12 protein-coding genes are annotated in these 11,715 nt (G+C 62.4%); 4 read left to right on the forward strand and 8 right to left on the reverse strand.

Annotation, left to right across the window (positions count from 1 at the left end):
- Positions 1 to 6: 6 nt before the first annotated feature.
- Positions 7 to 990, reverse strand: coding sequence for a TAXI family TRAP transporter solute-binding subunit (locus G5V57_RS31665; RefSeq protein WP_165172858.1), 984 nt, complete (start codon positions 988 to 990; stop codon positions 7 to 9).
- 69 nt (positions 991 to 1,059) lie between these two features.
- Positions 1,060 to 1,785 carry an NUDIX hydrolase gene (locus tag G5V57_RS31670; protein ID WP_165172860.1) on the reverse strand — a complete coding sequence of 242 codons (726 nt, stop codon included), beginning with the start codon at positions 1,783 to 1,785 and terminating at the stop codon, positions 1,060 to 1,062.
- A gap of 83 nt (positions 1,786 to 1,868) precedes the next feature.
- Between G5V57_RS31670 and G5V57_RS31675 the strand changes: the two genes are divergently transcribed.
- Positions 1,869 to 3,923: an NAD(P)-binding protein gene (locus G5V57_RS31675; protein WP_165172862.1), complete on the forward strand. Its 2,055-nt coding sequence runs from the start codon at positions 1,869 to 1,871 to the stop codon at positions 3,921 to 3,923.
- On the opposite strand, the gene G5V57_RS31680 is transcribed toward G5V57_RS31675, so the two are convergent.
- Together G5V57_RS31680 and G5V57_RS31685 are read right to left on the reverse strand one after the other, a co-directional pair.
- Complete coding sequence (locus G5V57_RS31680; RefSeq protein WP_165172864.1) at positions 3,920 to 4,855, reverse strand: RimK family alpha-L-glutamate ligase; 936 nt, start codon at positions 4,853 to 4,855, stop codon at positions 3,920 to 3,922. The two genes, G5V57_RS31675 and G5V57_RS31680, sit on opposite strands and share 4 nt — an antisense overlap.
- Complete coding sequence (locus G5V57_RS31685) at positions 4,855 to 5,652, reverse strand: outer membrane protein (protein ID WP_165172866.1); 798 nt, start codon at positions 5,650 to 5,652, stop codon at positions 4,855 to 4,857. Before G5V57_RS31685 ends, G5V57_RS31680 begins: the two co-directional genes overlap by 1 nt.
- Positions 5,653 to 5,965: 313 nt before the next feature.
- Between G5V57_RS31685 and G5V57_RS31690 the strand changes: the two genes are divergently transcribed.
- The 3 genes from G5V57_RS31690 to G5V57_RS31700 all read left to right on the forward strand — a co-directional run bounded on the left by G5V57_RS31690 (position 5,966) and on the right by G5V57_RS31700 (position 8,997).
- Positions 5,966 to 7,228 carry a murein L,D-transpeptidase gene (locus tag G5V57_RS31690; RefSeq protein WP_165172868.1) on the forward strand — a complete coding sequence of 421 codons (1,263 nt, stop codon included), beginning with the start codon at positions 5,966 to 5,968 and terminating at the stop codon, positions 7,226 to 7,228.
- Positions 7,229 to 7,312: 84 nt separating this feature from the next.
- Positions 7,313 to 7,903: a DUF4893 domain-containing protein gene (locus G5V57_RS31695; protein ID WP_246737442.1), complete on the forward strand. Its 591-nt coding sequence runs from the start codon at positions 7,313 to 7,315 to the stop codon at positions 7,901 to 7,903.
- A complete protein-coding gene (locus G5V57_RS31700) occupies positions 7,900 to 8,997 on the forward strand; it encodes an aromatic acid exporter family protein (RefSeq protein ID WP_165172871.1) in 1,098 nt (365 codons plus the stop codon). The genes G5V57_RS31695 and G5V57_RS31700 overlap by 4 nt, the downstream gene beginning before the upstream one ends.
- Positions 8,998 to 9,037: 40 nt before the next feature.
- Here G5V57_RS31700 and G5V57_RS31705 read toward each other — a convergent pair whose 3' ends face one another.
- The 4 genes from G5V57_RS31705 to ilvC all read right to left on the reverse strand — a co-directional run bounded on the left by G5V57_RS31705 (position 9,038) and on the right by ilvC (position 11,690).
- The gene (locus G5V57_RS31705) at positions 9,038 to 9,475 is read right to left on the reverse strand and encodes a hypothetical protein (protein ID WP_165172873.1); all 438 of its coding nucleotides are present in this window, start codon (positions 9,473 to 9,475) and stop codon (positions 9,038 to 9,040) included.
- 65 nt (positions 9,476 to 9,540) lie between these two features.
- Entirely contained in the window at positions 9,541 to 10,038 is a 498-nt protein-coding gene (locus G5V57_RS31710; RefSeq protein WP_165172875.1) for a heme-degrading domain-containing protein, read from the reverse strand.
- Between the two features lie 116 nt (positions 10,039 to 10,154).
- On the reverse strand, positions 10,155 to 10,667 hold the full coding sequence (locus tag G5V57_RS31715; RefSeq protein WP_165172877.1) for a GNAT family N-acetyltransferase: 513 nt from the start codon (positions 10,665 to 10,667) through the stop codon (positions 10,155 to 10,157).
- A 3-nt stretch (positions 10,668 to 10,670) separates the two neighbouring features.
- Positions 10,671 to 11,690 (reverse strand): ketol-acid reductoisomerase, encoded by a 1,020-nt coding sequence (gene ilvC / locus G5V57_RS31720; RefSeq protein WP_165172879.1) that lies wholly within the window; start codon positions 11,688 to 11,690, stop codon positions 10,671 to 10,673.
- Positions 11,691 to 11,715: the final 25 nt, after the last annotated feature.

An 11,715-nucleotide genomic window follows, 5' to 3' on the forward strand; every position in this document is an offset into this window, starting at 1 on the left:
CGCGCCTCAGCCGGCCGTCACACCTCGGCTCTTGTAGAATTCGACCGCCGCCGGATGATAGGGGACAGCCGTCTTGGGCGCCGCCGTCTCGAGCTTCAGGCGCTTGGCCACCGGATGGATCTCGGCCACATCGGCAAGATTGTCGAAAATTGCGGCCAGGATCTCCTTGACCATCCCGCCATCGAGCGCTTCCGGCACCAGCAGCACATTGTCGACGCCGAGCACCGGAAGGTCTTCGGCAAGTCCTTCATAGACGCCCTTCTTGAGCGTCGAGGACAGATAGACGCCTGGATATTTCTCGTTGAGCTGGCCGGCATGGTCGCCGGTGTTGATGAAGGTCACATCCGCCGCATTGGTCGAGACGAGGTCCTTGACGGCCGGCGTCGGCACGCCGCCGATCCAGAAGAAAACGTCGATCTTGCCGTCTTTCAGCGCATTGACCGACTCCGCCACGCCGAGATTGTCGCGCGTGACGTCCTTCATAGGATCGAGCCCCGCCGCCGCCATCACGCGATCGGCGATGGATTCGGTCGAGGAACCGGACGACCCCACGGAGGCGCGCTTGCCTTTGATGTCGGCGACGGTCTTGATGCCGCTCGCCTTCGAAGCGACAGTGTGGAACACGCTCGGATAGAGCACCGCAAGCGTCGCAATCTTCTGCGGACCGACATCCTGATAGGCGTCCTGCCCCTTGAAGCCGTCGAATGCGGAATCGACGGTCGCAAAGCCGATTTCCGCATCGCCCTTGGCGAGGAGCTTCACATTGTCCACCGAGCCGCCCGTCACTTCGGCCGTGGCCTGCGTTTCCGGCAGCTTCTCCGAAAGCAGCTTGGCGAGGCCGCCGCCATAGGGATAGAACACGCCGCCCGTGCCGCCCGTGCCGATGACGATGTAGCGTGTCGCCGCGCGGCCCTCGACGCTGCCCAGCAACGGCACCATAGCGGCGCCGCCCATCAGGGCAAACAGGTCGCGGCGTGAAAATCGATTCATGGTGGTTCCTCCCGCTGATGTGATTATCTCTGAGAGTGTTCTCCCAGGGCTCGCCGGTCAAGCGCAATCCTACTTTCGCAGGGCACTCGCCTCATTTTCGCGGGTGATCAAATATTGTGCAATTGCAACAGCATAACCCGGCATCGTTGAATCGATTTGTGAGGATGAGCTGATGATCTCGATGTCGCTCAGCTCGTCGTCGTGGCCGTTGCGGAGATAGTGCCTCACCGTCTCGGCCAGCGCTTGCGCGGAACTTCCGAAACGGAAGACCTGCGCCACCGACAGACGGGGCCCGTCGAACACGGCGAGAAGCTCGCCCCTTTCGGCATCGGCAGCCTTGAGGCCGGTTTCCTCGTCGAGTTCCCGGACGAGCGATCCCAACACATCGACACGGCCGTCGGCGCCGACATCCTTCATCTCGAGCGAGCCACCGGGCGGATAGATCTTTCCGCGATTGAGCGTGTGTCCGGCCATGCGGCCATAGAGCAAGGCGCCATCGGCAGACTGAACGATCGCCGAGCCAAAGCAGTTGTTGACCGTCTTGTCGGGCCATCCCCAGTCGCGCCAGGCGATGAAGCTCGCATAGTCGGTCTTGAGGAAGCGGGCGGCAAGCGTCTTGTCGACGATCTTCGCTTCGGCGCAGATCAGCACGTCGCCGTTCCATATGCGGGGATTGGCATCGGCAAGCTTGCGCCAATGCTCGGTGATGCGATCCTTCTCGGCTTCGGCGAAGGACCATGATCCGGACTGAAGGTGAAGATCGAGCGCTGTGATCGGGATAGGCGTGAGTGACATGCGGCCAGTCTTCGCATAGCCCCTCCACTGGCGCAATTGGCTCACGATTGGTACACAGATGCCCCCGCATCGGCAGGACCCACATGACCCGCGATCCCCGCTACGACATCCTCTTCGAGCCCATTCGCATCGGCCCCGTCACGGCGCGCAACCGCTTCTATCAGGTGCCGCATTGTAACGGCATGGGCTATCGCGATGCCTCGGCGCTTGCCGCCATGCGCGGCATGAAAGCCGAAGGCGGCTGGGCCGTGGTTTGTACCGAGATGGTGGAGGTCCATCCGATGAGCGATGTGGCCCCCTATGTCGAGCTGCGCAATTGGGACGATCAGGACATCCCTACCCTCGCCCGCATTGCAGAGAAGATCCACGAGCACCAGTCCCTCGCCGGCCTGGAGTTGTGCCATTCGGGATACACGGCCGCCAATCTCTATTCGCGCGAGGCGCCCATGGCGCCGATGGCGATGAACACCTCGACCTATCATTTCGATCCCGTCCATGCGCGCGCCATGGACAAGCAGGACATCAAGGACCTGCGCCGCATCCATCGCGCCGCAGCCTTGCGCGGCAAGAAGGCCGGCTACGATCTCATCTATGTCTATGCCGGCCATGGCCTCGGAATCTTCCAGCAATTCCTCTCCCGCGCCACCAATGATCGCGTCGATGAATATGGCGGCTCGCTCGCCAACCGCGCCCGCCTGCTGCGCGAAGTGATCGAGGACACCAAGGAGGCCGTCGGCGACAGCTGCGCGGTACCAGTCCGCATCGCCATGAGCGAGTTCCTGGGAAGCGATGGTCTCGAGCCTCAGGAGGTCGAGGACGCCATCGCCATGATGGCCGAGCTTCCCGATCTCTGGGACCTGTCGCTCTCGGCGTGGCCCAAGGATTCGCAGACCTCGCGCTTCTCCGAGGAAGGTTTTCAGGAGCCCTATATCAAAGGGGTCAAGAAGCTCACCACAAAGCCGGTCGTCGGTGTGGGCCGCTATACCTCGCCCGACGCAATGGTGCGTGTCATCCGCCAGGGCATCATGGACATGATCGGGGCAGCGAGACCCTCGATCGCCGATCCCTATCTGCCGAAGAAGATCGAGGAAGGCCGTGTCGACGACATCCGCGAATGCATCGGCTGCAATATCTGCGTCACCGGCGACTACACCAAGACGCCTCTGCGCTGCACCCAGAACCCGTCCATGGGCGAGGAATGGCGAAAGGGCTGGCATCCCGAGCGTATCCGCGCCAAAGCGAGCGAAGCGCGGGTGCTCGTGATCGGAGCCGGTCCTGCGGGTCTCGAGGCGGGACGCGCCCTCGGCCAGCGCGGCTATCACGTGACCATCGCCGACAGGGCCCACGAGGCCGGCGGCCGCGTGGCGCGCGAATGCCGGTTGCCGGGCCTTGCCGCCTGGGGCCGCGTGCGCGACTGGCGCCTCCTGCAGATCGGCAAGATGGCCAATGTCGATCTCTACCTGGACAGCGACCTCAATCCCGACACGGCGCTCGAATTCGGCGCCGATTTTATCGTCTGCGCCACCGGCGCCCTGTGGCGGCGCGACGGCGCCGGCCATCACCAGCATCTGCCGGTCGCCGTCGATGGTGCTGCGGATGTCCTGACCCCGGACGATCTTTTGTCCGGCCGGCGCCCGAAAGCCAGGGAAGCGATCGTTTTCGATGACGACCACTATTACATGGCCAGCGTTCTCGCCGAACTGCTCGTGAAGGAGGGCATCAAGGTGACCTATGTCACCCCGGCCTCCATCGCCGCCGCCTACACCGTCAACACCATGGAGCAGAAACTCATTCAGCGCCGCCTGCTCGAGTTGGGCGTCACGATCATCGCCGGCGAGGCCTTATCAGAGGTCACAGGGCAAGGCCTCATCACCTCCTGCATCTATACCGGCAAGGAGCGCCGGCACACGGCGGGATCGGTTGTCCTTGTCACCTCGCGCAAGGCCGATGACGCGCTCTACCGTGAGCTGAAGGAGCGCGGCGCTCACGCGACGGCGATCGGCGATGCCTGGGTGCCGGCGGCGATTGCTCATGCCGTCTATGCCGGGCGGCGCTTCGCCGAAGAGTTCGACGGCAAGCCGCGCGACATATTGGAAACGCCCTTCCGGCGCGAAATGATCGCGCTCTCGGTGCCCTAGCTCGCGAACAGGCGCGTCTTCTCGATGAGGGTGTCGGCCGCTATGGCCCAGGCACCGAACTGATCCTCACGTCGAATGCCCTCGATCGTGGGAACTCTTTGTGTGCGCGCCGAGGAGAAATTCCACGTATGTCCGCCCGGATTGATCTCGAAGCAGTACAGGCGCCCGCCTTTGGCTTCCCGCCTTATATCGACAGCCTGAAAGGGAACTTGCGGTATGGCGCGATAGCAGGCGCTCGCGAAGGCGAGAATGTCCTTGTCGTGACAGAACGTGACGTCTCTGCCGCCCCCGGCGGATGCGTTGGAGACGACGCCTTCGGTCGTTCTCGTGACGTCGCCGTCCGGCCGCCTGAGCCTGATCATTGACTTGCGCCGCAAGGCATAGAGCACGCTGCCGAAAATCGTCACGACCCGGTAATCCTCGGCATATTCGCCGCTGTCGATGAACTGCTGAACGATCATGTTCGATGCCGTCCGCCCTTGCAGGGTCATCATGGCGGGCGACACATGCTTGTATTGGTCGGTCCTGGCGAGCTCTATGCCCTGCCCCTTCGTGGCATATCCAAACCGGATGGGCTTGACGATGACATATGGCCCCCAGTCATATTCGGAGAGCCGCAGATTGGGGCGTGAATAGACCCAGCGCGGCACGCGCACGCCGCCCTTGGCCAGGAGACGGAGCTGCTCGTCCTTACCGATGCTTTGACCGCAGAAGACGCGTCCGCGCGGCGCCTTGAAGTGCTGCAGCACGGACGGGCAGAATGTCATGAGCGGATGCGCTGTAAGATTGGCTCGCGGTCGGACCAAGGGAGCATCGGGATAGATGAAGACCTTGATGTCGTCGCATCTCGCTCTGATTTCCTCGGCGATTGTCGTGTAGTCGCCAACGGAAAACAGCTCAGGATTATGAACAAGCGTCAGGTGCTTGAGCATCACGGCCCTGACATGCCGAACCGCCACGACACGACAGCGCGCAATGTATCGCGGGAAAAATCCACTTTTCCCGACGCGTTGTTATCCGGATCGACGCCTCCCCATTCAGGGTCGAACGGCGCGCCGTTCCATTTGATAGAATCGAGGAAGTCATGACGATATTCGAGCTTGAGCGAGATACTGTCGGTCAGCAATTGCTCGAGCCCTACCCCCAATGTCCATCCATCGACCGATTCATCCTCATCGATCTCGGCAAAATCGTCTCCGGCTCCGTTGAAGTCAAAGCCGAGATGTGATTTCGCCTTCGCCTTGGTCCAGCTATAGCCGCCCAAACCGTAGAGGAGCGATGCGCCGTTGACGACAAAGCCGGCGCGGCCGCCAACGAACCAACTGTCTTCCAGCTCGGACTGAATTTCGGCTGTAATGTACCCGTCTTCGGCCGCCGAATTCAACGAGGAGTCGACCTCCGACTTTCCGTTGAAGTCATAGCTGGCGAGGATACCGACGACGATGGCGGTGCCGTCGAACTGATAATCGGCGCCGATCTCCACGGTTCCGAAGCCATAGAACTTGTCTTCATCGGATTCGATGTCGATGAAGTCGGGAACGACTGCGTTCCACGCATCGACATCGAAAAGCGATTCAGCGTCATAGGTGTTGTAGCCGGCACCGCCGCCGATGCCGATATGCAGGCCGGTCCAGCTGGATACTGGCGCCGGCGGAACAGTCTCGGCCACAAGAGCGCCCGGACCCGACATGACCAGAGCCGTCGCGCTCAGCAACGTGATTTTATTCATACACATCCTCCCGTCCTGTAGCTTCCGTTTCGTGAGCCGTTTTGCGCTCTTCTCGAAATGGAAGCTGCCCCGGGGGAAGATACTACGGAAAATTGTGTCACTTCCGCTACAACTTTTTGTAATATATTATAAATAAAGGGATTTTTTAGTAACTATCTGCAACAGACTGCGGAAATTCATGATGGAGCCGGTGGAATTGCAGGGGCACTGACGGCGTCCGGATTGGCCACGTGCCGGCTTCCGAAACCATTAAGCCTCGGTTTACCAAGATATCCGAGTCTCGTGGGGACAGACTCCGGGGACTATAGCGACCATGACACGGCTGACTACCGCCTTCGCTCTATTGCTTTCCGCTGGCCTTGCGGCACCCACTTATGCCCAGTCCAACGACTATACCGGCTCCATCAGCTCGCTGACGCGCCAGGCGCCGACCGGCAAGCTCGCCACCCAGACGGAGATCCTGGACGGACAGTCCCAGGCCGCTCTGATCACGCCGACGTCGCCCCATGCGATGGACGCGGCAATCGCCATGTATGACCACATCACGCGCACTGGTGGCTGGCCGACGCTGCGCGAGCGCAATCTCGAAAAGGGCGATTACAGCCCCGGGGTGGCCCTGCTGCGGCAGAGGCTGGTGGCGGAAGGCTACCTCCCGCCCCGGAGCCTGGAGGTCGACGAGCCGGAGAAGTTCTCGGTCGAGGTCCGCAATGCAGTAAAGGCCTTCCAGTCCAATCACGGCCTCGCACCGACCGGAAAGGTCGATGACCGCAGCCTTGCCGAATTCAACATTCCGGCCGCTGCCCGCCTGCGCCAATTGCAGATCAACCAGCCGCGCGTCGCCGCCTATTCGGCCAAGCTGGGTCCTCGCTACATCCTGGTCAACATTCCCTCGGCCCAGCTCGAGGCGGTGAATTTCGGCGCCGTCTATTCGCGCCACAACATCGTCGCCGGCAAGATCGACCGCCCCTCGCCCGTGCTGATGAGCCGGATCAGCGACATCAATTTCAATCCCTATTGGACGGCGCCCGATTCCATCGTGCGGCGCGATCTCCTGCCCAAACTTGCCAAGGACCCCGACGTGCTGCGCAAGATGCAGATCCGCGTCATCGAAAAAGCGAGCGGCCGCGAGATTGATCCCAACTCCGTCGATTGGCAGACGACGCCGAGCAACCTTTTCCTGTTCCGTCAGGATCCGGGCGACCAGAACGCCATGGCGACGGTCAAGATCAACTTCCCCAACAAATACGCGGTCTATCTGCATGACACGCCCACGCGCGAGCTGTTCGGCCAGAACGCCCGCTATTTGAGCTCCGGCTGCATCCGCGTCGACCGCGTCGAGGTTCTGGTCGACTGGATCCTCTCCGGCCAGGACGGCTTCGATCCCGGCATGATCGAAAACATCGCCCAGTCGGGCGAACGCCTCGACAAGCCGGTGAAGAGTGGACCGGATCTCCGGATCATGTATCTGACCGCCTGGGCCACCGAAGATGGCCGTATCCACTTCCGCCCCGACATCTATCATCTGGATGGCACTGGCTTCATCACCGGCCAGCCGCAGCCGCGCAGCGAATACTAGTCCTCGGGTGCAAAGGCGTTTTCCTTGCTGCGGTCGGTCACGGCCTCTAGCATCGGCCTCCCATCGACTCGGAGGCTTATTACATTGTCTAATCCCGTCACCCGCACCGGCTTGATTGTCCTCGCCTTGTTCGCCTCGGCCACAGCGGCCGGTGCCGAAGGGAAGATCGACAAGCTCATGACCGCAGGCGACAAGACTCGTCTCGCTGCCTTTGAGAAGGCTCGCGCCGAGGCAATCGCGGAGGCGAAGAATGGCGGCACGCCCAATGACATCGCGACGCTCGATGCGATCCTCGCTGGCAAGCCGCTGTCATTCTCAGGGTCGTACGACATGACGGGCACCTGGCAATGCCGGACCGTGAAGCTCGGTGGCAGGCCGGCGCTCACCATCTACGGCTGGTTCAAATGCCGAGTTACGGACGACGGCTCGGGCTGGCGGCTGGAGAAGCTCACCGGCTCGCAACGAACATCCGGCGCCTTCTATACTGAGAGCGATACGAGACTGACCTATATCGGCGCGTTCCATTATGCCGATGAAAAGCCGCGCCATTACGGTACCGATCCCGATCGGGACGAGGTCGCTTATGCGATTCGTGCGGGCGACAGGCGCGTGCGGCTCGAATTCCCGTTGCCCAAATATGAATCGAAATTCGACATCATCGAGCTGAAGAGGTGAAGCTCGGCAACCCTCTCGTCTTCTTCCGCCGGCATGTCGCCGAGATGCGCCATGCCTTGCGGGTGGTCATCGCCGTCGTCCTGGCTTTCACGGTTGTGAAGCTCTTCGGCCTGCCGCAGGGCTGGTGGGCCGTCATCACCGCGCTGCTGGTCGTCCAGACCAGCGTCGGCGGCTCGCTCAAGGCCGCCCTTGACCGGCTATGGGGAACGCTGGCCGGCGCCTTCTATGGCGCGCTTGTCGCCATCGCCATTCCCCATGCGAGCGATATTGGCCTCGCCGTCGCCATCGCGCTCGCCATCCTGCCGCTCGCCTTCCTCGCCGCGGTGAATGCGATCTTCCGGGTGGCGCCGGTCACCGCCCTCATCGTGATGCTGCCGATCTATGGGCCCGCTTCCGATCCATTGATCTCGGCGGCCGATCGCGTCCTCGAGATCATCATTGGCAATATCGTGGCGTTGGCCGTCACCTTCGTGTTCCTGCCGCCCCGCGCCCACGGCCAGTTGCGCGAGGCGGCGGCGCGCGTCGCGGCCCTCAATGCCGATCTCATGGAAAGGCTCATGGATGGCCTCACCCGCGACCAGGGCCGCCAGAGCGTGCCGCCGCTCCATGCCAGGATCCGTGCCGCGCTCAAGCAGACCGAAACCGCCGCCGAGGAAGCCGCGCGCGAACGGCGGATGCGGGTGAGCGACGATCCCGATCCTGAGCCCGTGGTGCGCACCCTCTATCGGGTCCGCCACGACCTGGTCATGGTGGGCCGCGCCGCGGCGAAACCCTTACCCGCGGCGATCCTCGCCGAGCTGGGCCCCTCTCTGGCGGCGGCGCACCAGGATGCCAGCGCGCTCCTGCGCGGCATATCCGCAAGCCTTATCGCCCGCACGAAGGCCCCGGCTCTCGATACCTATCAGGCGAGCACCCGAGCTTTTGCGCAGGCGGTGGAAAGGTTGACAGATGCCCCGCAGCGGCCTCCCCGCGAGGAAGCGGCGCGCCTCTTCACGTTGCGCTTCGCGCTCGAGCAATTGGGCGACGACATGCGCGATCTCGCCGCCCGCACCAGCGAGCTGGCGAAGGAGAAACCTCCTGTGTCGTCGAGTTAGAGCATGCCCCGGAAAAGTGCGAATTGGTTTTCCGAAAAGATCATGCGCTTTTCTTCCAATCCCCGCCCGTATTCCACCAGCGATGGGGATTGGCGCTGTCGTCGAGGCCCTTGGAGCGGCTCGTAAGGATGGAAGAAATCCGGATCACCGGCTCCTGATAGGAGTGGCATTCGAAGATCGCTTCGATCACCTCTTCCACCAAGTCCCGCTCATCGGCGAGCTCGAAGGAGACTTCGACGACGCCGGGCCGCTTGCGAACGTCGTTTTCGGGGCCGGCGGCAGCACCCTTAAGTGGGCGATACCGCTCGATGCCGGCGCCCGATTGATAGGCGTTGCTGTCATATTTGCCCATGCTAAGCGGCGTCACCCGGGTCACCGCCGCCATGATCCTGTCAACGTCATCGGCCGGCGCCTGCACCGTCAGCAGGCATTTCCGCTCCATGCGGACCGATCTTGTTTCAAACCCTACTCGGGTCATCGCAGCTCCTCCCTGATCCTGAGAAGGAAAAACTAGACCCGGATGCTGACAACGCCTGTCAGCAGCTACTCGGCGCCGAGTACAAGCCCGTCCAATGGCTTGTGCAGGAACGTGGCCAGGACCTCGACCACCAGATTGTGATCGTCGCGCTGCGGCAATCCCGAAACGGTGATGGCGCCGATGACGCCGGTGTCCTCGACATGGATGGGAAAGCTGCCGCCATGCGGAGCGAAATCCATGGGCGAGACGCCGCGATGCAGATCGAGCGAGTCCTCCTTGGCGGCCAGTTCGCGCCCGACCCGGTAGGAGCTCTTGAAATAGCGCAGGACCACGTTGCTCTTGCGCCGCACCCATTCAGGATTGTCGGGCGTGCTTCCGGGGAGTGCTGTGTGGAAGAGCTGCCGCGTGCCGAGGCGGATATCCACAACGATGGGCAGGTTGCGTGTTTCGGCCAGATCGCGGAATTTGAGTCCGAGCTCCCAGGCGGCGTTCTCGTCGAAGGATGCGAAGCGCAGAACTTCCTCTTGAAGAGCGAGCTGCTTGAGATCGTCACTGATGGTCATGCGGAGCTCCCGTGGGACATGCGCTGAAGGATTGGCGGGCCTCGTGCACTTTGTGATGAAAGCGGACCAAGGGCAAGGTCGCGCCGGCGCCGAAATGACGATGGCGACGCCCGGGCCTAATCCGCGGTGCCTCCGCTTTCAGCTTGTGTCCCGGGAGCCGGATCCAGCGGCTTCTCCATGCGCGGCAGCATGCGGCCGGGGATCGAATTCGATGGCGACGAGCCGATCACGCGGCACCCCATCTTTTCATAGAAGCCGACGGCGTTGGGATCGGAATCTAGGCCGATGGCGCGGGCGCCGGCGAAACGCGCCCGCTCCTCGAGCTTGCCCCAGAGAGCCCGGCCCACACCGCCCTGCTGGAGATCGGGCTCGACGAAGATCGGATTGACCTCCGAGACGCCGTCCTGCGGGAATTCGAGGCCGAAGAAGCCAAGGATCCGGCCTTGCGCCTCCGCCACCCAGATGTCGCGCTCGTTCAACGTCCGCTCATGGATGGTGAGTTCCGCGCGGCACTCCTCCATGAAGGCCGCGTCATAGCCATGCGAGGCCTTCGAGCGCATCGCGAGATCGGTCAGGGTATCGATGTCGAGGCGCGCCGCCGGCCTTATGGACAGCGGCGCGCTCGTCATGAGTCAGTTCCGCGTCTTGTCGACGAGCTTGTTCTTGGCGATCCACGGCATCATCGCGCGGAGTTTTTCACCAACTTCCTCGATCGGATGCGCATCATTGACGCGGCGGATGGCCTTGAAGCTCGGCTGGCCGGCCTTGCATTCGCGGATCCATTCCGAGGTGAAGCGACCGGTCTGGATGTCCTTCAGCACGCGGCGCATTTCCTGCTTCGTCTCGTCCGTGATGATGCGCGGACCGGTCTGGTACTCGCCCCATTCGGCGGTGTTGGAGATCGAGTAGTTCATGTTGGCGATGCCGCCCTCATAGATGAGGTCGACGATCAGCTTCACTTCGTGCAGGCATTCGAAATAGGCCATTTCCGGCGCGTAGCCGGCTTCCACCAGCGTCTCGAAGCCGGCCCGGATGAGTTCGACCAGGCCACCGCACAGAACCACCTGCTCGCCGAAGAGGTCGGTCTCGCATTCTTCCTTGAAGGTCGTCTCGATGATGCCCGAGCGGCCGCCACCGATGGCGCAGGCATAGGACAGCGACAGGTCATGAGCGTTGCCCGAGGCGTCCTGATGGATGGCGATGAGGCAGGGCACGCCGCCGCCCTTCTGATATTCGCCGCGCACCGTGTGGCCGGGGCCCTTCGGTGCGATCATCAAAACGTCGATGGTCTTCTTGGGCTCGATCAGGTTGAAATGGATGTTGAGGCCGTGGGCGAAGGCGATCGCCGCGCCGTCGCGGATATTGGGGGCGATCTCGTCCTTCCAGATGTCGGCCTGGAGCTCGTCCGGCGTCGCCATCATCATGAGATCGGCCCATTTGGCGGCCTCGGCCACCGTCATGACCTGGATGCCGTCGGCTTCCGCCTTCTTGGCGGTCTCCGAGCCCTTGCGCAGCGCCACCGCGAGGTTTTTGGCGCCCGAATCCTTGAGATTGAGGGCATGGGCCCGGCCCTGGCTGCCATAGCCCACAATGACGACCTTCTTGCCCTTGATCAGATTAACGTCGGCATCCCGGTCATAATAAACGCGCATGAGACTTCCCTCGCTGGTGAATGAC

It is taken from the genome of Nordella sp. HKS 07, assembly GCF_011046735.1.
GTDB lineage: Bacteria > Pseudomonadota > Alphaproteobacteria > Rhizobiales > Aestuariivirgaceae > Taklimakanibacter.

Bases quoted from the DNA above. Each gene is read 5' to 3' on its own strand.
- G5V57_RS31665 (WP_165172858.1), bottom strand. From the start codon at position 990: ATGAATCGATTTTCACGCCGCGACCTGTTTGCCCTGATGGGCGGCGCC.
- G5V57_RS31690 (WP_165172868.1), top strand. From the start codon at position 5,966: ATGACACGGCTGACTACCGCCTTCGCTCTATTGCTTTCCGCTGGCCTT.
- G5V57_RS31670 (WP_165172860.1), bottom strand. From the start codon at position 1,785: ATGTCACTCACGCCTATCCCGATCACAGCGCTCGATCTTCACCTTCAG.
- G5V57_RS31715 (WP_165172877.1), bottom strand. From the start codon at position 10,667: ATGACGAGCGCGCCGCTGTCCATAAGGCCGGCGGCGCGCCTCGACATC.
- G5V57_RS31710 (WP_165172875.1), bottom strand. From the start codon at position 10,038: ATGACCATCAGTGACGATCTCAAGCAGCTCGCTCTTCAAGAGGAAGTT.
- G5V57_RS31680 (WP_165172864.1), bottom strand. From the start codon at position 4,855: ATGCTCAAGCACCTGACGCTTGTTCATAATCCTGAGCTGTTTTCCGTT.
- G5V57_RS31675 (WP_165172862.1), top strand. From the start codon at position 1,869: ATGACCCGCGATCCCCGCTACGACATCCTCTTCGAGCCCATTCGCATC.
- G5V57_RS31685 (WP_165172866.1), bottom strand. From the start codon at position 5,652: ATGAATAAAATCACGTTGCTGAGCGCGACGGCTCTGGTCATGTCGGGT.
- G5V57_RS31705 (WP_165172873.1), bottom strand. From the start codon at position 9,475: ATGACCCGAGTAGGGTTTGAAACAAGATCGGTCCGCATGGAGCGGAAA.
- ilvC (WP_165172879.1), bottom strand. From the start codon at position 11,690: ATGCGCGTTTATTATGACCGGGATGCCGACGTTAATCTGATCAAGGGC.